Source organism: Paenibacillus sp. RC21 (assembly GCF_044907935.1).
Classification (GTDB): Bacteria; Bacillota; Bacilli; order Paenibacillales; family Paenibacillaceae; genus Paenibacillus; species Paenibacillus terrae_A.
In genome coordinates this window covers 280,298-306,754 of record NZ_JBIYCS010000005.1, presented here as the reverse complement: position 1 = coordinate 306,754, position 26,457 = coordinate 280,298, and the positions used below count along the sequence as shown (strand labels likewise).

27 protein-coding genes are annotated in these 26,457 nt (G+C 48.1%); 17 read left to right on the top strand and 10 right to left on the bottom strand.

What is annotated here, in order from left to right; all coding sequences use genetic code 11:
* Positions 1–134: 134 nt before the first annotated feature.
* Complete coding sequence (locus tag ABIA61_RS18495; RefSeq protein WP_044645421.1) at positions 135–512, top strand: globin domain-containing protein; 378 nt, start codon at positions 135–137, stop codon at positions 510–512.
* A 42-nt stretch (positions 513–554) separates the two neighbouring features.
* Entirely contained in the window at positions 555–1,265 is a 711-nt protein-coding gene (locus ABIA61_RS18490) for a DUF2225 domain-containing protein (RefSeq protein WP_283653209.1), read from the top strand.
* Between the two features lie 89 nt (positions 1,266–1,354).
* Here the strand turns inward: ABIA61_RS18490 and ABIA61_RS18485 are convergent, their stop codons facing one another.
* Together ABIA61_RS18485 and ABIA61_RS18480 are read right to left on the bottom strand one after the other, a co-directional pair.
* Positions 1,355–1,591: a hypothetical protein gene (locus ABIA61_RS18485; RefSeq protein ID WP_082067120.1), complete on the bottom strand. Its 237-nt coding sequence runs from the start codon at positions 1,589–1,591 to the stop codon at positions 1,355–1,357.
* Positions 1,588–1,758 (bottom strand): YycC family protein, encoded by a 171-nt coding sequence (locus ABIA61_RS18480; RefSeq protein ID WP_283653208.1) that lies wholly within the window; start codon positions 1,756–1,758, stop codon positions 1,588–1,590. Before ABIA61_RS18480 ends, ABIA61_RS18485 begins: the two co-directional genes overlap by 4 nt.
* A 96-nt stretch (positions 1,759–1,854) precedes the next feature.
* Between ABIA61_RS18480 and ABIA61_RS18475 the strand changes: the two genes are divergently transcribed.
* Complete coding sequence (locus tag ABIA61_RS18475; RefSeq protein ID WP_404581110.1) at positions 1,855–3,642, top strand: M3 family oligoendopeptidase; 1,788 nt, start codon at positions 1,855–1,857, stop codon at positions 3,640–3,642.
* A gap of 260 nt (positions 3,643–3,902) precedes the next feature.
* A complete protein-coding gene (locus tag ABIA61_RS18470) occupies positions 3,903–4,304 on the top strand; it encodes an O-methyltransferase (protein WP_283653206.1) in 402 nt (133 codons plus the stop codon).
* Between the two features lie 124 nt (positions 4,305–4,428).
* Here ABIA61_RS18470 and ABIA61_RS18465 read toward each other — a convergent pair whose 3' ends face one another.
* Entirely contained in the window at positions 4,429–4,668 is a 240-nt protein-coding gene (locus tag ABIA61_RS18465) for an alpha/beta-type small acid-soluble spore protein (RefSeq protein ID WP_044645425.1), read from the bottom strand.
* 90 nt (positions 4,669–4,758) lie between these two features.
* The gene (locus tag ABIA61_RS18460; protein ID WP_404519526.1) at positions 4,759–5,724 is read right to left on the bottom strand and encodes an aldose 1-epimerase; all 966 of its coding nucleotides are present in this window, start codon (positions 5,722–5,724) and stop codon (positions 4,759–4,761) included.
* 458 nt (positions 5,725–6,182) lie between these two features.
* Between ABIA61_RS18460 and trpS the strand changes: the two genes are divergently transcribed.
* Positions 6,183–7,172, top strand: coding sequence for a tryptophan--tRNA ligase (gene trpS / locus ABIA61_RS18455; protein ID WP_283653204.1), 990 nt, complete (start codon positions 6,183–6,185; stop codon positions 7,170–7,172).
* A 46-nt stretch (positions 7,173–7,218) separates the two neighbouring features.
* Here trpS and ABIA61_RS18450 read toward each other — a convergent pair whose 3' ends face one another.
* Entirely contained in the window at positions 7,219–7,386 is a 168-nt protein-coding gene (locus tag ABIA61_RS18450) for a hypothetical protein (protein WP_014277888.1), read from the bottom strand.
* 120 nt (positions 7,387–7,506) lie between these two features.
* Here ABIA61_RS18450 and ABIA61_RS18445 point away from each other — a divergent pair, with 120 nt between their 5' ends.
* Positions 7,507–7,728, top strand: coding sequence for an alpha/beta-type small acid-soluble spore protein (locus tag ABIA61_RS18445; protein WP_025686385.1), 222 nt, complete (start codon positions 7,507–7,509; stop codon positions 7,726–7,728).
* Between the two features lie 261 nt (positions 7,729–7,989).
* Here ABIA61_RS18445 and ABIA61_RS18440 read toward each other — a convergent pair whose 3' ends face one another.
* Positions 7,990–8,973: a metal-dependent hydrolase gene (locus tag ABIA61_RS18440; RefSeq protein WP_283653203.1), complete on the bottom strand. Its 984-nt coding sequence runs from the start codon at positions 8,971–8,973 to the stop codon at positions 7,990–7,992.
* Between the two features lie 204 nt (positions 8,974–9,177).
* Here ABIA61_RS18440 and cyoE point away from each other — a divergent pair, with 204 nt between their 5' ends.
* Positions 9,178–10,122: a heme o synthase gene (cyoE, locus tag ABIA61_RS18435; RefSeq protein ID WP_283653202.1), complete on the top strand. Its 945-nt coding sequence runs from the start codon at positions 9,178–9,180 to the stop codon at positions 10,120–10,122.
* 116 nt (positions 10,123–10,238) lie between these two features.
* Here cyoE and ABIA61_RS18430 read toward each other — a convergent pair whose 3' ends face one another.
* The 3 genes from ABIA61_RS18430 to ABIA61_RS18420 form a co-directional block, all read right to left on the bottom strand.
* A complete protein-coding gene (locus tag ABIA61_RS18430) occupies positions 10,239–10,580 on the bottom strand; it encodes a toprim domain-containing protein (protein WP_283653201.1) in 342 nt (113 codons plus the stop codon).
* 165 nt (positions 10,581–10,745) lie between these two features.
* Positions 10,746–10,862 (bottom strand): sporulation protein YjcZ, encoded by a 117-nt coding sequence (locus ABIA61_RS18425; RefSeq protein ID WP_235332204.1) that lies wholly within the window; start codon positions 10,860–10,862, stop codon positions 10,746–10,748.
* A 127-nt stretch (positions 10,863–10,989) separates the two neighbouring features.
* Positions 10,990–12,159, bottom strand: a complete 1,170-nt coding sequence (locus ABIA61_RS18420) for an MFS transporter (RefSeq protein WP_283653200.1) — start codon at positions 12,157–12,159, stop codon at positions 10,990–10,992.
* Between the two features lie 213 nt (positions 12,160–12,372).
* Here ABIA61_RS18420 and ABIA61_RS18415 point away from each other — a divergent pair, with 213 nt between their 5' ends.
* From ABIA61_RS18415 to ABIA61_RS18385, 7 genes are all read left to right on the top strand, one after another.
* Complete coding sequence (locus tag ABIA61_RS18415) at positions 12,373–12,858, top strand: hypothetical protein (protein ID WP_044645433.1); 486 nt, start codon at positions 12,373–12,375, stop codon at positions 12,856–12,858.
* A gap of 16 nt (positions 12,859–12,874) precedes the next feature.
* Complete coding sequence (locus ABIA61_RS18410; RefSeq protein WP_404519531.1) at positions 12,875–14,026, top strand: transglutaminase domain-containing protein; 1,152 nt, start codon at positions 12,875–12,877, stop codon at positions 14,024–14,026.
* Between the two features lie 20 nt (positions 14,027–14,046).
* Positions 14,047–16,131, top strand: coding sequence for a peptidoglycan D,D-transpeptidase FtsI family protein (locus ABIA61_RS18405; RefSeq protein WP_404581109.1), 2,085 nt, complete (start codon positions 14,047–14,049; stop codon positions 16,129–16,131).
* A gap of 180 nt (positions 16,132–16,311) precedes the next feature.
* The gene (locus ABIA61_RS18400; protein WP_283653198.1) at positions 16,312–18,390 is read left to right on the top strand and encodes a peptidoglycan D,D-transpeptidase FtsI family protein; all 2,079 of its coding nucleotides are present in this window, start codon (positions 16,312–16,314) and stop codon (positions 18,388–18,390) included.
* 82 nt (positions 18,391–18,472) lie between these two features.
* Complete coding sequence (locus ABIA61_RS18395; protein ID WP_404581108.1) at positions 18,473–19,222, top strand: Cof-type HAD-IIB family hydrolase; 750 nt, start codon at positions 18,473–18,475, stop codon at positions 19,220–19,222.
* Positions 19,223–19,276: 54 nt separating this feature from the next.
* A complete protein-coding gene (locus tag ABIA61_RS18390) occupies positions 19,277–19,756 on the top strand; it encodes a DUF456 domain-containing protein (RefSeq protein WP_283653196.1) in 480 nt (159 codons plus the stop codon).
* Between the two features lie 131 nt (positions 19,757–19,887).
* A complete protein-coding gene (locus tag ABIA61_RS18385) occupies positions 19,888–21,522 on the top strand; it encodes a putative polysaccharide biosynthesis protein (RefSeq protein WP_283653195.1) in 1,635 nt (544 codons plus the stop codon).
* A 29-nt stretch (positions 21,523–21,551) separates the two neighbouring features.
* Here the strand turns inward: ABIA61_RS18385 and ABIA61_RS18380 are convergent, their stop codons facing one another.
* Entirely contained in the window at positions 21,552–22,841 is a 1,290-nt protein-coding gene (locus ABIA61_RS18380; protein WP_404581107.1) for a DUF2515 family protein, read from the bottom strand.
* 219 nt (positions 22,842–23,060) lie between these two features.
* On the opposite strand from ABIA61_RS18380, the gene ABIA61_RS18375 reads away from it, so the two are divergent.
* From ABIA61_RS18375 to ABIA61_RS18365, 3 genes are all read left to right on the top strand, one after another.
* Positions 23,061–23,405 carry a thioredoxin family protein gene (locus ABIA61_RS18375; protein WP_137060148.1) on the top strand — a complete coding sequence of 115 codons (345 nt, stop codon included), beginning with the start codon at positions 23,061–23,063 and terminating at the stop codon, positions 23,403–23,405.
* A 214-nt stretch (positions 23,406–23,619) separates the two neighbouring features.
* Positions 23,620–24,552, top strand: a complete 933-nt coding sequence (locus tag ABIA61_RS18370) for a COX15/CtaA family protein (RefSeq protein WP_283653193.1) — start codon at positions 23,620–23,622, stop codon at positions 24,550–24,552.
* Positions 24,553–24,682: 130 nt separating this feature from the next.
* Positions 24,683–26,449, top strand: coding sequence for a UbiD family decarboxylase (locus ABIA61_RS18365; protein ID WP_404581106.1), 1,767 nt, complete (start codon positions 24,683–24,685; stop codon positions 26,447–26,449).
* Positions 26,450–26,457: the final 8 nt, after the last annotated feature.

Genomic DNA, 26,457 nt, shown 5'->3' with positions numbered 1-26,457 from the left:
CCTGTTTGTAAGTCGTGCAAGCCTGTCTGTATATGTGAAATGATAAGATGACGCTTATTCTTAGCGTCATTTTTTGTTTTTTGTTATAATACGGGTGTATATTTATTACCATAGCACAGAAAGTTGGGGGAAAAGTGAATCCTAGCCTGAGCATTTATGACAATCTTGGGGGTGCGGAAGGCGTTCGTGCTATTATTGAGGCCTTCTACCCGAGAGTTTATAAAGATCCGTTGTTAAGTCCGCTGTTTCCTGAAGACATAGAGTCGGTCAAGGAAAGACAGTATATGTTCCTGAGCCAGTTTTTTGGCGGACCATCCCTGTTTTCAGATGCCTATGGTCACCCGATGTTACGTGCCAGACATATGAAGTTTCCCGTAACGGAGGAGCGAGCAGAGGCGTGGTTGTCCTGCATGGCGGGTGCGTTAACGGATACAGGCATTGAGGAGCCGCTTCGTTCATTTATACTTAACCGATTGTCCGGTCCTGCGCATCATTTTGTAAATACCCCGTAAACTTGCGGGGATTGCCGAATTTTGGAGAGGGTTGTAAAAACATTGGAACTTGAACCGTTATATCAGATTAAAATCTCTTGTCCGCTTTGTGAAGAAGAATTTCAGACATCTCGTGTCAGACCGAGCCTAAAGAAGGCAATTCGTACGGATTCAGACTTCTGCGCGTATTACAAGAATGAAAATCCCGATTTTTATGTCGTACGGGTTTGTCCTCATTGCGGATTTACCTCGACAGAGCATTCTACCGTTCAGTTAAGCGATCAACAGAACAAGCTGTTTAAGGACAAAATTGGTAATCGCTGGCAATCCCGTGAGTATAGCGGACATCGCAACTGGGAAGAGGCGCTGGAAACGTACAAGCTGGGTTTACTGTGTGCGCAGGTCATCGGGGAAAAGGAACGGGTGATAGCCAGCCTGCTACAGCATATCGCGTGGATGTACCGATACCAGGGGAACGAGGAGCAGGAGCTTCGGTTTCTAAAGTTTAGTCTGGACTCCTATATTCGAGTCTATGAGTTGGAAGGTGTCGGGGCGAATAATGCCAAGCTTCTCTATCTGATTGGAGAATTGCATCGACGTACAGGCAACTTTAACGAAGCGGTTCGCTGGTTTTCACGTGTCATTAATGACAAGAAAATTATGGATGCGGCTATGATCCGGGCTTCCCGTGAACAATGGGCTGTATTGAGAGAACAAATGCTGGCTAAAGATATTCAACTGCCGGAGGAAATGCAGGACGCAAGCTCCTCCTGATAAAAAAGGTGTGCACTATGGCCGGTTCAGGCTCATGGTTCACACCTTGTTTATAAAAAAGGTTACCTTTCTCAATACTGCCTCATGAATTAATGATGGCGCAGGGTGGTATCTGACAGCAGATAATCGTTGTCACAATCCACCAAAGTAATCCTGCTGTGGCAGCATGGAAACACAAGCAGCTTTTTCATACCTTCATGTATGAGCTTAAGCTCTTTGGGCTTTAGGGGTAGCAGGACGTTCTCATGGTCGCAAAACGGACAATATTGTACATAAACGTCTCCCATGACAATGTCATAAGGCCAGGTTTTGTGAAAAGGAATCATGATTTGTCCGATTCACCGCCGTTCGGGTTAGCGGTTTCTTCTTTGGCCAGTTCGGCCAGCTTTTGCATCAGAATATGCTGGGGTGTATGCATGAGATGTTCCAGCGGAATGCCGAGCTTTTCGGATAATTTCACAGCCGTTTCCGGCGAAATTTGTAAAGGTCTCATCCTGTATTCCTCCCAATTGTAGTGATTTTACCATCACGATGTAGCTTTATTGTATATGAAACCACATGATTCGCCAAAAAGAAAGGTGGAACTGCTATGAAAACACCATTGAAGCAAACATGGGATTTGGAATCCATATTTAGTGGGGGGTCTTCCTCTCCCTCATTTAAAGCATTTTTGGAGGAACTGGAGAGCAAGGTTCAACAATTGCAGTCCCAGCTTAAATCAGCCAAGGTACCGCAAACGGTATTGGATACCGAGCGTCTGGATAGTGTGCTGAGCGCTATGCAAGAGCTGTTTAACGGAGCATCGCAAGCAGGTTCCTTTGTTTCCTGTCTGACTGCTCAGAACCAACATGACAAGCAGGCTGTTGAACTGGGCGCACGCATAAATACGCTGTATGCACAGGGGAAAAGTGCTTTGGTTTCATTCCAGAACTTGCTTGCACAAACGAGTGAAGACATTTGGCAGAAGTGGATGGAACGGGAAGCGATTAAGCCGATCTCTTTTGTCCTGAATGAATACCGGAACGAGGCTCGTGAGAAAATGGCACCTGAGCTGGAAAGTCTGGCATTGGATTTGGCTGTGGACGGCTACCACGGTTGGGGTGATTTTTATGACACGATTGTCAAAAATATGACGATCCCTGTTCCAGAGAATGGAGAAATCGTAAATCTGTCCGTAGGGCAGGCTGCCAACAAGCTGGATGAACCGGATCGTAGTGTGCGTCAAGAAGTGTTCACACGTTGGGAAGAAGCATGGACCAAGGTTGAGGACTATTGTGCGGATACGCTTAATCATCTGGCAGGCTTCCGCCTCAAGCTGTATGAAAACCGGGGCTGGACGGACGTGCTCAAGGAGCCGCTGGAGATCAGCCGCATGTCGGCACAGACGCTGGATACAATGTGGCAGGTCATTAATGAAACGAAGCCTGTGCTGGTTAAATATCTGGAGCGGAAGGCGAAGCTGCTGGGCCTGGAGAAACTGTCGTGGCATGACGTTGAGGCCCCACTGGGAACGTCTACTACTAAAATCCCATACGACGATGCAGCCGTAACAATTGTTGAGCAATTCGGTAAATTCAGTCCAAGAATGGCTGATTTTGCTCAAATGGCTTTTGAGAAAAGCTGGATTGAAGCAGAAGATCGTCCGGGCAAACGTCCTGGTGGATTCTGTACTTCCCTTCGTCTTAGTAAAGAGACCCGTATTTTCATGACCTACGCCGGATCGCCTTCCAACGTTTCGACACTGGCCCATGAGCTTGGACACGGTTATCATCAGCATGTGATGAATGAATTGCATCCATTGAATCAAAATTATGCGATGAACGTAGCCGAGACGGCTTCGACGTTGGCAGAACTGGTTGTATCGGATGCTTTGCTGGAGGCTGCCGAGGGTCAGGAGAAGGTAGCATTGCTGGAGGATAAAATTCAGCGCGGCGTAGCCTTTTTCATGAATATCCATGCCCGCTTCCTGTTTGAAACCCGTTTTTACGAGCTGCGGAAAAAAGGGGTCGTAGGAGCGCAACAATTGGGAGAATTAATGGAGCAAGCACAGCGTGAAGCGTTCAGCGGCGTTTTGGATGAGGCTCACCCTCATTTTTGGGCATCCAAGCTGCATTTCTATATTACGAACACTCCATTCTACAACTTCCCATATACGTTTGGATACATGTTCAGTGCCGGGATTTACGCCTTTGCGAAGAAAAATTCAGATGGCTTTGCCGATCAATACGATGCCTTGCTGCGTGATACGGGTCGCATGACGGTGGAAGAATTGGCCTCCAAGCATCTGGGGACCGATTTAACACAGGCTGACTTCTGGCGTAATGCCGCGCAAGTCACAGTTCAGGATATTGAGCAATTTTTGCAAATGACGGAATAACGGATATACACTCCAATCAGGTCTCCCGCAAGGGGGGCCTTTTTTGCAATTCCTGCAGAAGATGAGGGATAAAGTCGTAATATGTCGAATTAGAGTTGGTATTACCTGTTGGCGAAATTTAAATTGATGGATATACTTAGAAATTAGTTATAAATGCCCATTTATGTTGTTTATGATTGTAACGTTAAAAAGCTTCGCATATAATTGAGTCATAAGACCTATTAATGGTTTTGAAACAGGTATATAGGGGGATTTTTGTAATGAGTGAAGTAGGTCAATTGTCGTTAGTAAGGCAGATGGATATCGTTTTTAAAGAGCTGGATGATGAACTGGCGGGTTTATCGTCAGGAACTGTATTTGTTCAAATACGTAACAACGTGGTTGGAAAATTTGGTATCCGTCATAATCCGATTGCAGGTAAAGGTGGTACATTTGGAGCGGTGGAACCTGGGCTGTCTGTAGATCATCGGGCGGACTTCCGTCGTATGGCGCTGGATACACTAAATCACAAGCGTAGTTGGACTCATGGTGAAATTGCTTTTGATTTTGCCGTCAGACAGGGAACCATTCTGGTGGATGCTACGCTGGAATCGAATTATAACATGGCGAATCTCATGATCCGTTATAACAAGCCTACATACCGAGCGGCTAATTCGGAATAATCATCCATATTAAAGAGTAAAGAAAGGGCGGCCTTCCTGGGGAAGACCGCCTTTGTTATATGCCCGCCTTATCGCATTTTGGTTAAAAGCGATAAACGGAATGCTTCATGTGGAATAATGACGCTTATTGACCTGAACGACCTGATAATTGCTGTTCGGCCAGCTGTACCAAGCGTTTAGTGATATAACCTCCCAGAGAACCAGCCTCACGGGATGGCATGTCACCATAATAACCGTCTGCCGGAATGGTGATGCCGAGTTCTTGTGCTGCTTCATATTTCAATTGTTGCAGTGCGTTGGTGGCCTGAGGTACGACCAGGTTGTTACTGCGGCGTCCTCTGCCTTGATTAGCTCCATTAGCCATGTGTAGTCACCTCCTTCGGCTGTGATGAGGTTATTATGCGACAGAGTTATGAAAATATGCGCCGAAGGAAGGAAAATGAATAGAGGGAAATTACGGATATATCATATGAATCTGAGTTTTCAGGTTAATGGATTGCTGAGGCTCCAGACGAATCAGCCCGCCTGCCCCCACAGGATCGTGTAAATTGGGTGCATCAGACAGCCAGGTATAAGGCTCGATGCAAAGATACTGATCGCATTCACCCTTGGTATACAACACCCAATACTTAAAGTATTGTTCATCTGCTGTGTAGCGAATCTGATAACCGTCATCACGGGTCAACAGGGCCTCAGCAGGCCCTTCCGATGCTCGCAGCAGCGTATCCAGATTCGTTCCTTTCAGGGAAAGTCCCGTAGAGAGCGGCTCCAAGTCATTCAAAGGGGTGATTGTACCTGTTGGGAGCTGTTCAGCGTCCTGCTCATATATGCCATTCACAGGCAGCTTCAGGCGCCAGCGCTCAGGCTCTCCGTCCACCATAAACCAGGTGTGGTATCCCAAGCCGAACGGGGCTGCTTTGTCACCCAGATTCGTTACACGCAGCGTTTGACTCAATACAGGTCCCTGCAAGCGATAAGTCATCTCCAGCCGTAGGGGAATAGGAAACTGCTCCATCCAGTGCGGATCACTTTCCGTCAACAGCTCAGTGGTCACGCTGCAACCTTCCTCATCTTCTTCAATATCACTGCAACGCCAGGATTGATTACGATGCAGCCCGTGTATATGATTGTCGTTGGCCGTATTCCGATCAAACTGATAGGGAACACCGTCAAACTCGAATTGTCCTTTGCGGATTCGGCCGGGAGGGATCAGAATCGGCAAGCCAAAATGATACGGCTTTTGCAAATAAAAGGCCAGTTCTTCCTCGCCAGGACGCCGTACGATATCCCGATCCAGCTTCAGATCACGCACCGAGATAATATTATTCCCGAGACGGGGGATCATCGTAACTTCCAGCTCAGGGCTATGTAAAACATACGTGTCGTAACCATTCCAATGTTCTTTGGTCACTTGTTTCATATCCATGCTCCTTTGTCCACTATAATCGGTTGAAGCTTCGTGTCATTATGATAACAGATTTTTGCTCGCAGGGTACAATCGTCATTTGACAATTACAGGATGCGGAATTATCATAAATGTAGTTTACGATGTAATGACATGGATAACGCGATGATGAGGACAAGTAAGCCTTCGCATACGCTCTTCAGAAAGCCGGTGGTAGATGCGAACCGGTGAGCCTGCACTGCTGAATGGACCTTGGAGTGCCGTACAGAACAGGAAGCATTCTTCCTCAGTATGACGGCCGATTGCTCCCCGTTAACGGAGCTATAAGATTGCAAGCAGCCACGGGGCATGACTCCGACAAGTAACAGGCTGAAGGCAATGAATAAGGGTGGTACCACGGTCTCGCGTCCCTTGAGGATGCGGGGCCTTTTTGCGTTCAATTGTTTCAATAAATTTCAGGAGGAATGATGAATATGAAAACTGTTCTTTCAGGCATTCAGCCCAGCGGGCAGCTTACTTTGGGCAATTATATCGGTGCAATGAAAAACTTTGTCAAGTTGCAAGAGGATCATCGCTGTTACTTTATGGTCGTAGACCTTCATGCCATTACGGTGCCGCAGGAACCGGCTCAATTGCGTGAACAGTCGGAGGCCGTGGCGGCATTATTTATTGCAGCAGGTATTAACCCCGAGCAATCCAACGTCTTTTTACAGTCCCATGTACCTCAGCATGCGGAGCTGGGATGGTTGATGACAACCCTGACCCATATGGGCGAGCTGGAACGTATGACCCAGTTCAAGGACAAATCGGCGGGTAAGGACTCGGTAGGTGCGGGATTGTTCGTATACCCAGCACTGATGGCAGCTGATATTTTGCTTTACAATGCGGATTTGGTTCCGGTAGGTGAAGATCAAAAGCAGCATCTGGAGCTGACACGCGATTTGGCAGGTCGTTTCAATCACCGCTACGGAGATTATTTCACTGTTCCCGACCCGTATATCCCTGAGGTGGGCGCACGAATTATGTCATTGGATGATGCCTCTAAAAAAATGAGCAAAAGCAATCCGAATGCTGGCAGCTATATCGCTCTGCTGGATGAACCGAAAGTCATTCGCAAGAAAATCAGTCGCGCTACCACTGATTCCGGCAGTGAGGTTAAATATGACCCGGCAAGCAAACCTGAGATCAGCAATCTGATGGGAATTTACAGCCAGTGTACGGGCCTGTCGCTTCAGGAAGTACAGAATCGCTATGAAGGTCAAATGTACGGTACGTTCAAAAAAGAGCTGGCAGAGGCGGTTGTAGCCACCCTGGAGCCTATTCAACAGCGTTATCGTGACATCCGGGAATCCGGTGAGATTGGACGCATTTTGGCCCAATCCGCAGAGCGGGCGCAAGAAGCGGCTGAAATCACGCTGGCTGCGGTCAAAGAACGTATGGGGTTTCTGCCCCGCAAGCGCTAAGAACGCAGGCCAACGCAATTAGGCGTTTGACAGGAATGTGAATGTCTCAGGAGCGACGTTGTTTGGCCTTGATAACAAAGCCCCAGCCGATGTTGCCAACAGAGAGAAGGCCCAGTAAAATGGCAAGCCAAGCGGAATAACTGATGGATATGGCGGCTGCCGTCAGCAGGACAATGGATGAAACGGCGAACCACAGTGATAGACCTTTGCTCATGGAAAAAACCTCCAGCGTTCGAATGTTGAATTTTAGGAATAAGCAGGTGTAAGCGAGCCATAATAATCTTGCAAGCTTGCAATGAACCTCACTCACAAAGAACTGAAAGGAGATTCAAATATGAGCAGACGTCGTTCAAACAACCTGCAAGTACCGCAGGCCAACGCCGCTTTACAACAATTAAAATATGAGGCCGCTCAAGAACTCGGCATCACAATCCCTCAGGATGGTTACTACGGTAACGTCGTTTCCCGCGAAACAGGCTCTCTCGGGGGATACATCACTAAAAAGCTGGTCCAACAAGCAGAGCAATCCTTGTCGGGCAGTGGCCGTATGCAGTAATACACATAAACACTCCATCTTGGAAGCTGTATTATGAGCAACTGTGATGAAGAAAATCCGGAGCAATCATGCTCCGGATTTTTTGCGAGCATGGCTTATGACCATTGTGAATCACACAAGTCCGCTTCGTCAAGAGGGCGCTTTCATGCAGCTATTTATGGAGGGATGTTTTTTTCGGTGAATGGCAAAAAACAGCAAGCTCCAGGGTCAGGGGAGACTTGCTGTTCTTTTGTCGTTCGCGTTGCTTGCTGATATGCTTTTTTAATTCGTATGCAGGGAGAGGCGTTTCTGCATCTTTTCATGGCTGAGCCAGCCGATATAGCTGTTGATCAGTCCAAACTGCTTATCCATGGCGACCACGGCCACGAAGGGATATTGCCTCCGATGCCGATACCGAACATCCGCCCAGCGTACAATGTAGCCCCATTCCAGCTCTTCCACCTCCGCAACAGCAAAGGAAGAAAAATAGCGAAATGCCTGCACGTCACGGTAGGATTTGGATGCTTCTACGGCCGGATGTGTGGACGGAACCGCATGTTTTGTCCAAAAAAGATGCTTTCCGTTCAGTCCACCAATGTCATAACTTCCATTCTGATGAGCTTTTACCACATGCCACCGGTTCCATGAAACCGTGGGAATGATATAATAGATATCGTCCGGCTGACGCTCGGTGTCCATATCACCTACCGCATTTCTGGTACGGAAATGACTCCAGGTGCGCCAAATATAGTACAGGCCTGTAATGATGTACAACGTAATAAATAAGGGAGCTGGTGAAACCAGTCCAGTGACCCACAGTAGAATAGCAGCAACATGGGTGCCGAATATAAAGGGATCAAAGATGTGAATAATATTCCATGATATCCATTTGGGCGTAAACGGTCGAAATGCCTGTGTCCCGTACGTATTGAACAAATCTACAAACACGTGCAGGCAGACAGCAATCGTGACCCACAAGGCGACATGTTCGATAGGTACATCCCTGAAAATAAGGCCAATTAATCCCGTTATGGACAAGATCCATATCAACCAGAAGGGGATGGAGTGCGACAGTCCACGATGATTGCGGATGTAGGCTGCATTGTTTTTTAATCGAAGCAAGGTGTCAAAGTCTGGTGCCTGTGACCCTACGACCGTGGCGAGCAGTATGACTCCCGCCAGCTTAGGATCTGCGGCGACGGCAGGATCGGTGTAGGCCAGCCCGGCCAACCCGATCCCCATGACAAAGTGTGTGGCTGTATCCATATCTGTCGCTCCTTTTTGTATTGTATCCTGTACTTATTACTACCCCAATTTACTGTAAACGATCAGCAAGCTCGATTCGTTATCGAAATTGTGAACGTTTTGTGCGTTTTCTGTCAAACTTTTTACGGAAACTATATGATAAAATTTATATCGGAGTTCAACTTACTCCCGAATTCATATATCTCTAAGGGGGAGTTACTCACTATGGACAATATTAGTTATAAGGCTACTTCAGATACGGCTACCTATTCGGTTAAATCCAAACCACCCGGTAAGGCGGGTACATGGAAAGATTTTATAACAGTCACCAAGCCAGGCATTCTCCGCACTAATCTGGTTGCGGCATTTGGTGGTTTTTGGTTGGCCTCACAATGGGACGTTGACTATATAAAGCTGATTCTGACGTTGCTAGGTACAATGCTGGTTATGGCGTCTTCTTGTGTTTTTAATAACTATTTTGATCGTGAACTGGATTTGAAAATGGAGCGTACACGCAATCGCTCACTGCCAACAGGGCGTTTGACTCCCACAACGGTATTGTCATACGCTATTATTTTGGGTGTTGTCGGGCTGGCTGTACTGTTCTTTTTTTCTGGTGTCAAGGCAGGATTGCTCGGTATACTCGGCATGTTCGTATACGTCGGTATTTACACGCTTTGGCTGAAACGCTCATCCACATGGAGTACATCCATTGGCGGTATTTCGGGCGCAATGCCTCCTGTGATCGGCTATGTAGCCGCTTCGGGTCGTATTGACTTGGGCGCATGGCTCTTATTCGCCCTTTTGTTCCTATGGCAGCCTCCACATTTTTGGGCACTTGCAATCCGCAGGGTCGAAGAATACCGTGCAGCAGGATTTCCGTTGTTGCCTGTCGTGAAAGGTATTCACCGTACTAAAATTCAAATGATTCCTTATATCGTGTTGCTGATTCCGGTACCGATCCTGATGTATGCTTATGGATATGCTGGCATGATTTTTATGATCATTTCCGTATTGCTGTCCGTGCTCTGGGCCTTTTATGCCTTTAAAGGTTTTACCATTAAAGAAGAAGAGACGGATTCCTGGGCTAAAAAAGTATTTTTCTTTTCCATTAACCATCTGACACTCAGCTTTCTGCTGATGATCGTGGATACGGTTCACAAGTTCTAAGACAAGATATTTTTTAAAATTTTATTGCTGTGTAAAATTTAGCTGTCCATCAGGCATAAATCGGCCTGGCGGACAGCTTTTTTTGTGGATGGTTTTCATGACTAGGGTTCTCATAACTATAGAACAGGCGGGTATAAAATATACTCTTCCAGTCCTGCCTTTTCCAATTGGGCGATCACATATTCATCTGGTGTGCCTTCTACTCCTGCGTATCCTTTGCGGGTATACATATGATGCGCATCTGGAAAAGAGTCGGCAAGCACACCACGTATTTTTTTGCCTGAGCTGTCATTGTCCATAAATAAGTATATTTCTTCATGCTTGGCCTTCTTGCGGAGGGACTCCAGTTTTACTGAGTTTAGCGTGCCGAAGGTGCATAAGATATGAACCTCGGGATCAAGTAAACGACGAAGTTTACTGCGGTCATTTTTCCCTTCAACGATAACGGTAATCGTCATCTTGCTCACCCCCTGCTTAAAGCCTGTGCTCGAAATTCCCCGGGAAATGAAAGAATATGTGTATAGTGTAGCTCCAAACAGGGTTCTCATGCAAAAAAGCAACAAAACAGCCTGCCGGGAGTGGCAGGCATGGGTACAGGGCGGCATGTTAGGGCAATTCAGACATTAAATCCAGCAAGTACGGAGAATAATGACGAGCAGGATATAAAGAACGAGAATGGTGCCGGTCGAAGTCCCAAATCCACCACAAGAAACAGGGCTTACAGGATGACAGTGGCTCACGGAATGCACCTCCCTTCATACATAAATGTTCAGTCAAACCAGTCTATGTTGATAAGGGATTTAGGTACTGTGCATTCGCCTTTTTGTAAGGTTCTTTGGGCGTTACAGGGGGAGCATCTCAAACGATCTAGGAATGATACGGCCCTGAAGTAGACAGCGGCGGTGCCGGGAATAACCGTTGAATGGGAATGAACAGCAGGCCGGTCATCAAAATCAGAAAAGCGATAAAAAAAGGTGAAAAATGAACGGGGAGCTGGCCAGCCAGCACCGGTCCGGCAAAGGAGCCGAGAGACGTTGCAATGGATTGCATCGCAAAGGTTTTGCCCAAGCGTGCACCTCCAAGCCGTATAAAGAGTGAGGCCAGTGCTGGAAAAGTAATGCCTTTGGCTGTTCCCAGTATAAAGAGTACGATTCCAATCACGGACTCGGGCAAGGTGGCGAGGGCATAAAAGCACAGCGACATCAGTATGATGCCGCAAATCAGCCGTATCATCGGTGAATACTTGTTTAGAAAAAGCAGACTGAGTGTACAGAGCGCTCCCAGACTGATAATGGAAAAGAGCAGTCCCGTAGACATCATGGACGCAGTACCGTTATTGCGCAACGGGATTACGTAAAATAAAATGCCTTGTGCGCACGCCAAAACAAAAGGCACAAGCAGGTAACGCCAATTGAAGGGTAGAAGCGGTTGTGCCCCGGTCAGTGGAGCGGGTGCCGTATGTCCGTCAGATCGTTGAGCTAGGAGAGCGGGTGCCGTTTTGGGTAACGTAAAATAAGCCATGAGTCCTGTGATCACCAGAATGATGCCGAGGGAACGGAATGTCTCGCTAAAGCCAAAGCTGGCTACGATGAACGCGCCTGCCGCTGGAGACAGGACAGAGGCTAGCGTGTGAACGACGCCATGTCCCGACATATATTTGCCCTGCGTAACCGGGTGATCGGATAGCTGGGCGAGCATAGTCATGCAAGCCGGGGACAAAAAAGCCAGCACAAAGCCGCTGATGGCACGAAGAAAAAGCAGCTCCCACGGCGTATGAATATATGCCTGAATAATCAGGATGAGCCCTGCAGCTGTCAGACTGAACATAATATATCGGCGGCTGCCGTGTTTATCTACCCTTGGCCCCGCCATTAAATTACCAGGCAGATGAGTCAGGGAGTATATGCCCAACATCCAGCCGATAAAGGTGGGCGCTGCGCCCAGAGAGATGGCGAATGGTGTGAGAATAGGATATTGTGCGTGCAGATCAAAAAAAGCGATGAACAAAAACAGATACAGCCAGAGGGCTGTTTTCAAGTGGATGACCCCCTTTCCCTAGATAGACTTTCTATGCTGCTATGTGGCATGAGCTCATTCTAAGTTGTACGCTGGAGTGGACGAACATAGACCCTTTTTGTGCGGACAAGGGGCGGAAAAGAGCTAAGCTGACAGGACGTTATGTAATCATGTATAATTACAGAGACGATTTTACAATTCGAAAGATGCAGTTGAAAACGGGAGTGTAGTGAAATGGATAAGAGTGTCTGGACAGAATTTTTAAAACATAATTGGCAGATCGTTCAGGATAACTGGCTATATATATTAATTGGGCTTGTCCTATTGCTTGTCATATTGAAGATTGTGAGAACCCTTGTTAAATGGCTGCTTGTCATTGTGGTGGTTGTGGGCTTGCTAATCTACAGCGGTATTTCCTTTGATCAGGTCGGCAAGGTAGTTACCCAGGCGAAGGATGATGCGATTAACAAGTTTCAGAGCGAGGCCTTGAGCATGATGATCAAGGAAGGACGGGATGCGAAATACACCTCTAACGGAGACGGTACGTTTTCGGTAACCAGCTCCAACCTGGAGGTAAAAGGCCCGTTCGATGGTGATAAGGTCAAGGTATGGTTTCAAGGCATGCCGCTGGGCGAGTGGAGCATGAGCGACACCGTCAAGAAATATATCGAAAGTGCGAAAGGCTCGACTGTAACACAACAGTCGCCGCAGTCGCCGTAAAGACAGGGGGAGCATGATGAAACCATCCTGGCTGGAGCCTGTCCTTCATTGGAATGGCGTGACGGTGTTGTTGATCGTTATCGTTCTTTTGTCGTTAATACAGGGCTGGCGGCGGGGAGCTTCCAGATCTGTAGGTGCACTATTCAGTCTCATTGTGGATGGCATACTGACTGTTGCCGGAATTCTGTGCTCATTAGGGTTGGCTATGTGGCTTTCACCGAAGGTGCAGCAATGGCTGGCCGCTTATATGGAGCATTTGCCACAACGTGGACTGAGCGGAATTGAGCAATTTTATTATACGCTTGTAGCAGGGCTTGAGGGCTTTCCGCTGCTGCGTTTTGCCGTATTGTTCATGCTCAGCTATGCTGTCGCGCAATTTGTGCTGCGCGCGATTTATGTGATGGTGGTGGGTGGCAGATCGGATAACTCTCTACGTGAGCAGGAAAAGAAATCGGGCTTTTTCAGCAGGCTGGCGGGGGCCGGGATTGGTACCCTTATCGGTGGAGCACGTGCTGTGATGGTCATAGCGTTACTGTTTATAGGTGTAAGCTTATACCCGGACAGCGGGTTTAGCAGCTATGTTCAGGCTTCACCGATTTATAAACAAGGGGCGCAATCGGTCATTGAACCATTGTCCGGTACGCTGATTAAGGATAAACTGCCCGTATTTACGCAGGCCGTCACGAAGGAATTGAACGGCATTTTGCAGCGTAAATATGAAATGATTGACCGGGATATTCCGAACGATATTGAGCAGGCCGCGACCAAGATTACAGAGGGGGCAAGCGGCGATGAGCAAAAAGCCAGAGCGTTGTATCAGTGGGTAGGCACGCGTATTAGCTATGATTACGGCAAGGTGGACGCCTATGAGCAGCGTGGTGACTGGCATGAGCAGACTCCCAGAGATACGTTTGATACACGCAAGGGTGTCTGTATTGACTATGCCCGCCTCTATGCGGTGATGGCTCGTTCTCAGGGACTTCAGGTCAAGGTGGTGACCGGGCTTGGTTACAACGGGCAGGGAGGCTACGGTTCACATGCCTGGAATGAAGTGTACTTGAGTGGGCAGCATCAGTGGGTACCGTTAGACCCGACCTGGGCACAGAGTGGAGACTGGTTTAATCCGCCTGGTTTTGCCCAAACACATATCAAGGATAAAGTGATTTAAAAAGGAGTGGAAAAGGGCACATGAGAAAGATGGACAACGAGCAAGGAAAAGACAACGAGACGTCCGACCGAAAAAGATTCAGCTTCCGGATCAATCTGTTCTTTTTCAGCTCGTTCATTATATTTACGGTCATTATCGTAAGACTGGCGATACTTCAATTTGTGGAGGGCCCTCAGCTTAAGCAGCAGGAGGCCAGTAATGTTACCCAAAACGTACCGCTTACGCCGATTCGCGGAACAATTTATGATTCAACCGGGCAGAACAGACTGGCGTATTCTACACCTGTACAATCGCTGTATATCACGCTCTCCAAGAATTATAGTGACAGCGTGGAAGAAAAGCGTAATCCAGATAAAAAGCTGCTGCCTGAGCTGGAAAAGATGACACAAAAGCTGGCAAATCGATTTGCTCAATATGGCAATAAAGATGAGCCGAAAATGACGGCAGAGCAAATTATGGACGCTATGGACCGGAACTATCAACGGTTTAGCGGTTTTACGCCCCGCCTGATTAAAACCAATCTTAATAAAGATGAAGTTGCCTATTTCATGCAGCATAAAAGCGAGTTTCCAGGGTTAGATGTTGTTGAGGAAACTGTACGCCATTATGATCCTGATACGGTGGCTGTCCAAACAGTGGGTTACATTAAAAGCTATAAAAGTGCCCGTGAAAACCTGAAAAAATATAAAGACATTCAAAAATCCATGTCAGCAGAAAATGATCCGGGACTCATCTATATGGATAACGAATCTGTTGGTTTTGATGGACTGGAATTTCAATATCAGGAGCAGCTACGAGGGAAAAATGGCTACAAAACGGTCCCGATTGATCCGCGTAATATGCCGGAGGGTGTAGATTCCGTTACTCCTCCGCAGAAGGGAAACAACATTTATTCCACCATTAACAAAGAGATTCAGATTAAAACAGAAACCGCCATTATGGATCAATTAAGATGGTTGCATTCCCATGCTGTATCTGGCAAGACTCATCCTTATGCCAAGACAGGCTTTGCTGTAGCCATGGAAGTGGATACAGGGAATGTAGTGGCGATGGCCAGTATGCCGGATTATGATGCGAACTATTGGCAAACCGGAAATATATCATCAGATAACTACAAGAAAATTCAAAATGTATATTTGAATGGTACTATACGCTCCTTCGGCTCCGGTCAATCGGGTCAACATCCAGAGTCGGTTGTATTGCTCGGTTCCACGATCAAACCGCTATCTGTGTTGGTGGGCTTAGAGGAAGGTCTATTCAGTACATCGTCCTATTATCAGGATACGGGTGCTGCTTATTTTGGACGTAACAATTCGTCTCGGGTACGTAACTCTTCGGGTCATGTGTATGGCGGATTGGACCCGGCATCTGCTATTCGACATTCTTCGAATGCATTCATGGTCGATATGGTAGGCAAAAGACTATACAACAAATACATTAATAATGCCAAGGAAGATCAAGGTGTGAATGTATGGGACCGTTACATGAAGGAGTTTGGACTAGGTGTGTCTACGGGGGTAGATTTGCCAATGGAATATCCTGGGTTAAGAGAGTATGGACCTAGAAGCAAGGAGTCGTCACTGTCCAAGTTGGCGTATGCTTCTTTTGGTCAGCAAGGGAAATATACAACGCTCCAGCTTGCACAATATACAGCCGTGCTGGCTACCAAGGGCAAACGGATGGAGCCGCATTTGGTCAGTCAAATTAAAGATACCAACGGCAATTTAGTCCAAACGATTAAGCCGAAGGTGCTGAATGAAGTGAAATTCCCGGATGCTTACTGGAATGAAGTTATACGCGGGATGGCTACAGATGTCAGCGCATTTAATGGTTTTCCTTATGACTTCGCCCGCAAAACAGGTACATCTCAGCAAAGCGTAGGCGGGAAACTGAAGGATAACGGGGTATTTATTGCATTTGCACCACGAAAGAATCCGAAGCTGGCCGTAGCGGTCATTATTCCCGAAGGAGGTTTTGGCGCGACGAGCGCTGGACCTGTGGCACGTAAAATCTTTGATGCCTATGATGAAGTTTATGGATTGGACGGAGTACCTAAGAAAAAGGATGCTACAACATCCAATTCCAATGCAATCAAACAGCCATAATAACGTACTACGTATAATTTTATTTAAGCTTTTCTTGGCCTTTGTGCTGAGAGGAGCTTTTTTTATGATATTTATATGTTTTCTTACAAAATTGTAACCACTAAATTCATCGTTATTTACCACTATTATGGTAGGATCAGGGATATGATAACCCGGTGAAAGGAGTAATGACCTGCTAATATGGACAGAGGCAGTTTGGATAAGAAGTTTTCATTCAAAAAGAAAAGCCATGAAGAAAATGAAGAGGCACAAAAAAAGCGGACGGTTTTTCGGACTAATCTTCTTTTTTTCAGTGTTTTTGTGTTATTTGCCATTATCTTTACCAGACTAGCGGTCTTACAGTTTGTGCAATCGGCAGAGCTGAAGGAGCAGCAGCAATCCGTAAATACGAAAAATGTCCCGTTAGCCCCGAGACGCGGCACGATTTATGACTCTACGGGTCTCGTCAAGCTGGCGTATTCAACTCCGGTACAGTCGCTGTATGTGACCTTACCCAAGGATTATAGCAAACGAGCAGAAAAAGACCGTAAGCCGGGAAAAAAGCTGCTCCCCGAGTTTAATACTTTTGCTGAAAAGCTTGCTGTCAAGCTGAATGAGTTAGGAAGTACAGAGGGCGAGCAGCTTGATGTAGAGAAAATTAAGGAACGGCTGGACAAGGACTACACTCAATACAGGGGCTTTACTCCGCGCTTGGTCAAAGCTGACTTGAATCGGGAGGAAATCGCATATTTTCTGGAGCATCGGCAGGAGTTTCCCGGAGTAGAAGTTGTGGAGGAGAGTGTGCGCCATTATGACCCGGATCGGGTGGCGGTGCAAACGATTGGATATATGTACAAGTTCAAAGGAGCACGTACCAATCGGCCAAAATACAAGGAGATATATCAAGCCAATTCGGAGGTCCTAAGACCCGAACAGGTTTACTCGGAAAGTGAGACCGTCGGATATGATGGCTTGGAGCTTCAGTATCAGGATGAGCTGAGAGGAAAAAACGGCTATAAAACGATAGAGGTAAATCCGCGTAGCATGCCAGAAGGCATTGAATCCATTACTCCTCCGAAAAAAGGATACCATCTGTATTCCACCATTAACAAGGAAATTCAGCAAAAAACAGAACAAGCGATTGTTGATCAGCTTCGTTGGCTTCATACCCATCCGGTATCGGGTAAGCTCCACGGCGATGCCACTACCGGCTTCGCTGTAGCGATGGAGGTCGAGACAGGGAATGTCGTAGCGATGGCCAGTATGCCGGACTATGACTCCAATGTATGGAAAACGGGAAGTACATCGCCTTCGGTATATGACGAAATTCAGCATAAAATGGGGAATGGAACGATTAAATCCGTACCTAGTGGAAAAGCGGGTCCGCATCCAGAATCCTCGGTGCTGCTGGGTTCAACCATTAAACCCCTAACCGTGCTGATCGGGTTGAAGGAAAACTTATTTTCTCCCGGACAAACTTATCTGGATACGGGGAGCGCATACTATGGTAAAAATCGATCAAGCCGGGTCGGTAATTCGAGTGGACATGTATATGGTCCTCTGACACCTAGCAAGGCAATTGAGTTCTCGTCGAATACTTTCATGGTGGATATGATTGGCAAGCCGCTGTATGACAAATACGGAAGTAATGCAGGGGTGCATCAGGGCATTGATGTATGGGACAAGTATATGAAAGAATTTGGATTAGGCGTACCGACTGAAGTCGATCTGCCGGGCGAGTGGGCAGGCAGACTTGAGTATACGAGCAAGCATGAAAGTGCGCTGACACGCTTGGTACAGGCATCCTTTGGTCAACAGGGGAAATATACGGCGATGCAGCTTGCCCAGTATACAACTGTACTGGCAACAAAGGGCAAGCGCATGCAGCCGCATTTGGTCAGTAAAATTGTGGATGATCAGGGCAACCTCGTGCGTGAGTTCAAGCCCAAGGTGCTGAATGAGGTCGCTTTTTCAGATACGTACTGGAATACGGTGATTCGCGGTATGGCTACGGATGTTAAAGCATTTAACGGGTTTCCGTATGATTATGCCCGTAAAACGGGGACTTCTCAGCAGGTGGTGGGACGTGCGGTTAAAGATAACGGGGTGTTCATTGCTTTTGCTCCGCGTCAAAATCCGAAGCTGGCCGTCGCGGTCATTATTCCTGAAGGGGGCTTTGGCTCGACGAGCGCCGGGCCTGTGGCACGTAAAATATTTGAAGCTTATGACGAGGTTTACGGGTTGGATGGTACACCAAAAAAGCCGCAGGCAGCGAAATGAGGACTTGAATTCTTTTGTGGGCTTCTCTTTTTCATGGTAAAATGTCGTTGGACATAAGGGACATACAGGAGGAAGAGAACCCATGGGAGAAAACCGATATAAATACAAGCTGCTTGCGCTCGACATGGATGGAACTTTATTGAACGACAATCATGAAATTACGCTGGAAACGATCAACTGGATTAACAAGGCGATTCAAGAGGGGATTCACGTGTGCTTGTCTACCGGGCGGGCGGCGATGCATGCCTTGCCTTACGGGCAACAGCTCGGCCTGGATACGCCTATGGTAACGGTAAACGGCAGCGAGGTATGGAAATCCCCGCATGAACTGTGGCGCCGTTATTTGCTTGATAAGGAGCTAGTTCGGGAAATGCACCGGATTGCTGTAGAAACCGGGTCCTGGTTCTGGGCATACTCCACTGAGGAATTATTTAACAGAGATCGTTGGCCGGATACATTGGATACACAGGAATGGCTAAAATTTGGTTATAATACGGAAAATGACGAAATTCGTCATCAAATTTTGCTCAAGCTTCAGGACATGGGTGGACTTGAAATTTCCAATTCATCCATGACGAACTTGGAAATCAACCCGGCTGGTATATCGAAGGCCAGTGGGATTGCTGAAGTATGCGATTTGCTTGGAATTACAATGGAACAGGTAGTCGCAGTGGGGGATAGTTTGAATGATTTGGCTGTGATTCAAGCGGTTGGACTGGGTGTTGCGATGGGTAATGCACAGGGTACGGTAAAAGAAGCGGCTGATCTGGTCGTAGCTTCGAACAATGAAGATGGCATCGTTGAAGTTATCCGCGATTATGTACTTGTCTAAGAGAACGAATAATGAAGCATATAGGATAATAATTGGACGAGAAGGAGGGAGCCAATGGACGTTGTAGGCTGGATTATTATTGTGGCGCTGTTCATTGTTGGCATGGCAGGGGCGGTATACCCCGTATTGCCAGGGGCGCTCGCCATCTATTTTGCATTTTTTGTGTACGGCTGGTTTTTCTCGTTTGCTCCTTATAACGCATGGTTTTGGATCATACAGACGCTTATCGTCGTTGCACTATTTGTTGCAGATTATGCCGTCACTGCGTGGGGGGTCAAACGATTTGGCGGCTCGCGTCTGTCCACGATCCTTAGTACCATCGGGATTATTATCGGCCCTTTTGTTATTCCGGCATTTGGTCTGATTCTAGGGCCGTTTATTGGCGCTGTGCTGGGTGAACTAATTAACAAGGCCCCGCTGGATCGAGCGATTAAAGTGGGCTTTGGTTCTGTATTAGGGCTGTTTACCAGCACCGTGATGAAAGTAATTTTACAGCTTGTCATGATTCTTGTATTCTTGATTTGGGTGTTTTAGTTTAACATCCTATGCTTGTGATTTGCAGAGACAGAATCGACATGCGGCTCCGCACCGGTGATGGCTCAGGCCATGACTGCTTTGCGGAGCTTTTGCATGCGTGTCAACAGCAAGAAAGAAGGGAACGCATTTTGTCCAATAAAGAAACATTTCTTAGAGGCACGCTTATTTTAGCCGCAGCCGCCTTGGTGGCGAGAGTGCTGGGTCTGGTGCAGCGAGTTCCGTTAGAGCATTTGCTTGGTTCCGTAGGGAACGCCTCGTTTACGATTGCGAACAATGCTTATTTGATGTTGCTCACGGTGGCTACAGCAGGTATTCCAAGCACGTTGAGCAAAATGGTCTCCGAGCGTTATGCGCTGAATCGGCCTTCAGAAGCACGACGTGTGTACCATGCGGCGTTGCTGTTTGCGGCGGCGGCTGGCATTATCATTACGGTGGTGCTGTATTTTGGCGCGCCTTATTTTGCCGAGCATGTGGCGGGAGTTCCGCAGTCGGCCTTGGCTATTCAGGCATTGGCACCTGCCTTGCTGCTGTTTCCCGCCATTGCCATGATGCGCGGGTACTTCCAGGGGCGAGGTAACATGACCGCAGGTGGTATTTCACAAATTGTGGAGCAGGTCGCACGGGTGGCTACTGCTATTTTGCTCGCCTTTATTATTTTGAAGCTCGGTTATGGAGATCGCGAGGTTGCGGCCGGGGCATCGTTCGGGGGTGTCATGGGAAGCATTGGCGCACTGGCGGTCATGCTGTATTACACGGTGAAAATGCGTCGCCAGGATCGTCAGGATCGACAAGAGCAATTCCATGAGGAAAGCTCCGCACTGCCGATGATGCGCATTTACAAAGACATTTTTACGCTGTCTATTCCAATTGTATTGTCTTCTTTGACGGTTCCGGCCGTTAACTTTATTGATACGTCGATTGTGGTCAGACTGTTATCCGTCCAAATCGGCTTGGATCAGGCAACGACCCAGTTGGGTTATTTGGGAGCACGTGCGCAGAGTGTGGCGGGAATTCCGCCGATTTTGGCTATCGCGCTCAGTCAATCGCTCATTCCGATCATTTCGGCAGCCTTTGCCCGCAAGGATGAACAGCATTTGCAAAATCAGATGACGCTGGCCTTGCGTATCTCTATTTTGACCGGAATGCCGATTGTGCTGGCCTTGTGTGTAACCGCCTATTCCATCAATGGTTTACTGTTTAGCTCGCTTGGAGGCAGCGGGATTATCGCTGTTCTGACACTCGGAACGATATTCCAGATCACGATGATGACCTCCAACTCAATTCTGATCGGTATGGGCAAACCACGTATTTCAATGGTTAATGTTATGGTCGGTATCGTGGTTAAGTTTCTGGCGAGCTGGCTGCTGGCTGGCTGGCTTGGAATTTACGGCATCATTGCCGCAACCGGATTATGTTTCCTCGTGATTACGCTGCTGAATTTGCGTGTGCTCAAAGGCATCGTATCTTTCTCCATCATGGGCCGTCGCTGGGCAGGCTTTCTGACTGCAGTCGTGCTCTCGGGAGTCATTGGATATGGTGTGAATGAGGCTTGTATTCTGCTGGTTCATATCATGCCTGCACGTGTGGCCTTCTTCATCGCATGCTGTACTGCCGGTGCGGCTGTACTGGTATGCTATCTGGTGCTGTTGGTCGTACTACGCGTACTGCGCCGGGACGAGCTGGGTAACTACCCGCGTGTGTTGCAAAAGGTACTGCGTCCACTGATGCGTCTCCAGCGTGAGTCCACAGGACAACGAGGCTAAAAGAAGTAAAGGCAGCCCCCCCAGCTTTTTTAGTGGAAAGGCCGCAGGCTGGCATGAGCGTCATGGGCCATCGCTGTTTTTTGGATGCCATGGCGGTGCTCATGCCGCATGGCAAATAACAGCGGTCGCTTTGGTTCGCTGAGATGCCCAAGTGTGGATCCGTCCTGAAACCAGTCGTAACGGGGGATCGGATCATAAGCGGTATCCGACCAGACGGCGTTCAGCTCGGGGCTGTACAGGCGTTGTCCTTGCGGTAGCCATTCATGCGCCAGGAGCGCTGCACTCTCTTCAGGGGAGCGCAGCGCTTTTTGTTTGTCCGGAGTGAACAGTCCCGGCCAATAGTCGCTGCGTGAGCCAGTGTGGGGCACGCTGGTAGCGAATGCTGTTACTTGGTCCAGCACCTGCTGGTGTCCGAACAGCATGGCATACAGGCTTTTACCAAAGCCAATCCGTTCATCCAGATGGCCAAAGCGCTCCATTATAAGTCCGGCGAGCCCCCCGTTTAATCCGAGCGGAAATATGATCTGATTCAACTGGAGCCAATCATGCAAATAAAAGCCTGGCTTGTGCGTCACAAATTTTTGGAAATATGGATCTTTCACCACCCGGCCTTCAATATAGTTTTGTTCATTGATGATGAGGGCTACGCTTAAGAGAGAGCTGTCCCGCCAAGCCCAGAAACGTTCCCAGAAGGGTCTCATGAATGGTGATACATGAAAATGGGGCAGCAAATGAAAACAGCTTCGGCCCAAATGACGGCTGTGCATGTATAGCTGCAGCTGCGGGTAGGCGTCCTGAAAAATAAGGGCATTGCAGCGCTCCAGCAGCCGATATAACCATTCCTTCTCTTGTTCGCCGAACAGACTGTCGATCAGACCGCCCTTCAAATCGGTCATGTTATAGCCACCATTGCGAGAAACCAGGTGAGCCAGCAGCGCCCAATGCAACTCGGGGTAGCCATGATAGCACTCCAGGTAAGCGGCTGTACGGGTGATGTTGCTGCGATTCTCTTGTGCCGTATCGTTCTTGATCCGCTCGACCAGCTCGCAGTCCGTTTCACATAAGGGCATATTCAGAGAAGAGGGACGGGATGCAGGTCCATTTACCAGCATCAGCGCTTCGGCTTCATCCATGGCGGACTGTGCGGTATGATAATCCCATGGTAACTCACGTAGCGGATAGCGCAGTTTGCGGGACTCGGTCCAGGCCGCCCGCTTGCCTTCCCACGCTTCCTCCGCAACACGTGGTACGGAACCGAGCAGCTTTAGCCCACCCTGTAGCTGACGTGATGCCACATGGAACCATTCGGTTAGAGACATACTTGATAACCTCCTTTCAATGATGAGTACACTCCGTACCCGTTAAGTATACGGGGATGCTCAAAGTGTGTTCTTAAGTTATATGATTAGTATGTCTCGATGGCAGGGCTTCCAATCGGTGATACGAGAATAATAGGGGAGTGTGCAAAAGCGCCACTTGGCGTTACAATAGAGAGCACAAGCTCTTTTATACAAACAGAATTGAAGGAGGACTCATCCATGCAAAAGATCGTCTCTCATGAAGACTTTAATAAGGCAATATCCGCTTCTGGCGTAACGGTGGCTGTGTTTAAGGCGGACTGGTGTGGGGATTGCCATTTCATTGATCCGTTTATGCCTGATGTGGAGCAGCAATATGCAGACAAGCTTACATTAATTGAGATTGATGTAGAGCAGGCGGAGAGCGTTAGCCAGGAGCAAAATGTACTGGGTATTCCCAGCTTTATCGCTTACAGTGAAGGCCGCGAGCTGGTGCGTTTGGTGAACAGATTGCGTAAATCCCGTGAGGAAATCGAGCAGTTTTTGGACCGGGCTGTGGAAGTACACGCCAGCTTGGCTAAATAATTGATGTTATGCTGGTATGAGGGTTCCGAGGGAAATTATTCATAAGGGTATTCAGAGAGCCGCTTCCTTCCAAAGGGGGCGGCTTTCTAACGGGACACGTTCACATTTTGTCAACAAAGCGCGTATGTCAAGGAACGATATATCAGTTATAATTATTTTAAGTGATCATTTCACAACATATAAGGATAATAAATATTTTATCTGGAAGGATATGGTGAGTTCGTTGAACAACAAAATTAGAATATTAAAGTGGCTTGCACTCGTAACATGTATTGTCATGTTTTTGGCTACCTTTGGCGGAGGTGTCGTGACGCGGACCGATTCGGGACTGGGTTGCGGTCGGGAGTTCCCGCTTTGTAATGGTAAGCTGGTTCCGGCACATACGGTCGCATCCATTATTGAGTTTACTCACCGCTCCGTCAGCACGATGGCCGGTCTGCTTTCTATCGCCTCTTTTGTTGGCTTTCTGCTGTATATGAAGCATCGGAAGGATTTGCAGCTGTTCTCGTTGTTGACGCTAGTATTTGTCATTATACAAGGAGCGATGGGGGCCTTGGCTGTGGTCTTCTCCCAATCCGCTCCGGTCATGGCGCTGCATTTTGGCTTTGCCCTGATCGCCTTTGCCAGCGCGACTATGATGACATTGGGAGCCTGGAAGGAACATGCGGATTCGCGCTTCAACCCGCGTTTGGCCACCGTGCCTGTCAACAGGGGCTTTCGTAATTTTATATGGTTGTCGACGATCTATACGTATATTGCGGTATACTCGGGCGCACTGCTCAGTCACTCGGTAATTCAAAAAGTTGTAAATCTCGGCGGTATTATATCTCCGTTGTTGCTTCACCAGCTTTCATCGGGACTGCTGTTCGTGGTCATTTTGGCTGTGGGGCACTATTCTTATCGCTATCACCCAAATCATCGGGATATACGTATACTGGGTGTCGTTGCGGTGGTATTGATTATGCTTCAGGTTGTTATTGGCATTAGCCTGTTGTACGTCACCAGACCGGAAATTTACATGTTTGTGGTACTGGCACACATGCTGGCCATTGCAACACTGTTCTCCATTTTGTGCTACATGAGCTACCGTGTGTGGCAATTGTCACCGGATCGCAACATCGTTCGGACGCATTCACAGCGCACTTAAGTAGTCATGTATGGTTGGTGAAACGGATATTTTGCCCAAGTGGCGTTGAAGCACGTATAATAGTATATAAGAAACAAACCAGGCCCGCGAGTTTCTCGAGGGCTTGATTTGCTTAGGAGGAATCGTCCAGTTGATCTACCAGAATTTGCGCCAATTTATTGAAGCGCTGCGTAAAGAAAATAATCTTCAAATTATAGAAGCACCCGTCGATCCTTATTTGGAGCTGGCCGAGATTCATCGGAGAGTTATTGAGGAAGAGGGACCGGCATTGCTGTTCACCAATGTAAAAGGTACCCCGTTCCCTGTAGCCAGCAATCTGTTTGGCACAAACCGTCGTGTGGACATGGCCTTTGGCCCTCGCCCGGAGCAATTGATGGATGCGATTGTAGGGGCGACCAAAACATTGCTTCCACCTACACCCAAGGCATTGTGGAATGAACGTGGGCTGATTAAGGACATGCTAAAAGTAGGACTGAAAACGGTATCTCATAGCGAGGCTCCTGTATTGGGAGTTCGCCGTACGGATGCTCCGCTGGCTCCACTCCCAAGAGTGACGAGTTGGCAGGACGACGGGGGGCCGTTTATCACGCTTCCGCTCGTATATACCGAGAAGCCGGGTCAGTCCAAGGATCATAATTTGGGCATGTACCGTATCCAGATTTATGATGATCAGACGACCGGGATTCATTGGCAAATTCATAAAGGCGGCGGCTTTCATTATCATGAAGCTGAGCTGCGTAATGAGCCGTTGCCGACGACAGTTATTATCGGCGGGCCACCAGCCCTGATTGCGTCCGCGATTGCTCCGGCACCGGAAAATCTGCCTGAGCTGCTGCTTGCCTCGCTCATTATGGGCGGCAAGCTGCCGATGACTGAGGACCCGCTCGGCGGTCACCGGATTCCGGCAGAGGCCGAATTTGCAATCAGCGGCTACGTGCCGCCTCATGAACGCCGTCCGGAAGGACCGTTTGGCGATCATTTTGGCTACTACTCCTTACAGCATGATTTCCCTGTATTTCATGTCAAGCATATGTACCACCGCAAGGATGCCATTTATCCAGCGACCATTGTAGGTAAACCACGGCAGGAGGATTACTATCTCGGAGAATTTTTACAACGTCTTCTGTCACCTGCCTATCCGCTTGTGATGCCTTCCGTCAAGTCGCTGTGGGCTTACGCAGAAACGGGCGTACATGCATTGGCAGCGGCAGTTGTGCGTGAAAGCTATTCCCGTGAAGCACTGGTCTCAGGCTTTACCATTTTGGGACAGGGCCAATTGTCGTTAACCAAATTCCTGATGCTCACGGATCGGGTCATTGATTTATCCGACTTTAACCTGCTGCTGGAAACCATTCTGGAGAGATTTAATCCAGCGACAGATTTGTTTATTTTCAATCATACGTCTCACGATACACTTGATTATACGGGCCGTAAGCTGAATCACGGCAGTAAAGCGATCCTGATGGGTGTAGGTGAGCCTATACGTGAGCTGCCTCGAGCCTATGAAGGAGGCGACCTGCCGGGTATTCGCGAGATTGAGCCGTATTGCGGAGGCTGTCTCATCGTATCCGGTGCGACCTTTGAGCAGGAGCCTGAGTTGGCGGCGCGGGTGCTGGAGCGTCTGGCTGCGGGTGAGCAGGAATGGCCACTTGTCTTTATTGTAGATGATGCCAAGGAAGTCGTTCGCTCACAAGCATCATTCTTGTGGACGGTGTTTACTCGATTTAACCCGGCTACGGATATGTATGCAGATAGCGAGGTGCGTTTGCATCATCTGAACTACAAGCTGCCAATTGTGGTGGATGCACGCATGAAGCCGGGGTACCCGGATGAAGTGCTGCCGCGCGAGGATATTGTTAAGCTTGTAGACCAACGATGGACGAGTTATTTCGCTTGACGCCCTAG

Coding starts and splice junctions, on each gene's coding strand:
- ABIA61_RS18445 (WP_025686385.1), top strand. CDS start 7,507: ATGAGCAGACGTCGTTCAAACAACCTGCAAGTACCGCAGGCCAACGCC.
- ABIA61_RS18390 (WP_283653196.1), top strand. CDS start 19,277: ATGGACGTTGTAGGCTGGATTATTATTGTGGCGCTGTTCATTGTTGGC.
- ABIA61_RS18415 (WP_044645433.1), top strand. CDS start 12,373: ATGGATAAGAGTGTCTGGACAGAATTTTTAAAACATAATTGGCAGATC.
- ABIA61_RS18440 (WP_283653203.1), bottom strand. CDS start 8,973: ATGGATACAGCCACACACTTTGTCATGGGGATCGGGTTGGCCGGGCTG.
- ABIA61_RS18395 (WP_404581108.1), top strand. CDS start 18,473: ATGGGAGAAAACCGATATAAATACAAGCTGCTTGCGCTCGACATGGAT.
- ABIA61_RS18410 (WP_404519531.1), top strand. CDS start 12,875: ATGAAACCATCCTGGCTGGAGCCTGTCCTTCATTGGAATGGCGTGACG.
- ABIA61_RS18380 (WP_404581107.1), bottom strand. CDS start 22,841: ATGTCTCTAACCGAATGGTTCCATGTGGCATCACGTCAGCTACAGGGT.
- cyoE (WP_283653202.1), top strand. CDS start 9,178: ATGGACAATATTAGTTATAAGGCTACTTCAGATACGGCTACCTATTCG.
- ABIA61_RS18430 (WP_283653201.1), bottom strand. CDS start 10,580: ATGACGATTACCGTTATCGTTGAAGGGAAAAATGACCGCAGTAAACTT.
- ABIA61_RS18465 (WP_044645425.1), bottom strand. CDS start 4,668: ATGGCTAATGGAGCTAATCAAGGCAGAGGACGCCGCAGTAACAACCTG.
- trpS (WP_283653204.1), top strand. CDS start 6,183: ATGAAAACTGTTCTTTCAGGCATTCAGCCCAGCGGGCAGCTTACTTTG.
- ABIA61_RS18405 (WP_404581109.1), top strand. CDS start 14,047: ATGAGAAAGATGGACAACGAGCAAGGAAAAGACAACGAGACGTCCGAC.
- ABIA61_RS18375 (WP_137060148.1), top strand. CDS start 23,061: ATGCAAAAGATCGTCTCTCATGAAGACTTTAATAAGGCAATATCCGCT.
- ABIA61_RS18460 (WP_404519526.1), bottom strand. CDS start 5,724: ATGAAACAAGTGACCAAAGAACATTGGAATGGTTACGACACGTATGTT.
- ABIA61_RS18485 (WP_082067120.1), bottom strand. CDS start 1,591: ATGATTCCTTTTCACAAAACCTGGCCTTATGACATTGTCATGGGAGAC.
- ABIA61_RS18480 (WP_283653208.1), bottom strand. CDS start 1,758: ATGAGACCTTTACAAATTTCGCCGGAAACGGCTGTGAAATTATCCGAA.
- ABIA61_RS18475 (WP_404581110.1), top strand. CDS start 1,855: ATGAAAACACCATTGAAGCAAACATGGGATTTGGAATCCATATTTAGT.
- ABIA61_RS18470 (WP_283653206.1), top strand. CDS start 3,903: ATGAGTGAAGTAGGTCAATTGTCGTTAGTAAGGCAGATGGATATCGTT.
- ABIA61_RS18400 (WP_283653198.1), top strand. CDS start 16,312: ATGGACAGAGGCAGTTTGGATAAGAAGTTTTCATTCAAAAAGAAAAGC.
- ABIA61_RS18450 (WP_014277888.1), bottom strand. CDS start 7,386: ATGAGCAAAGGTCTATCACTGTGGTTCGCCGTTTCATCCATTGTCCTG.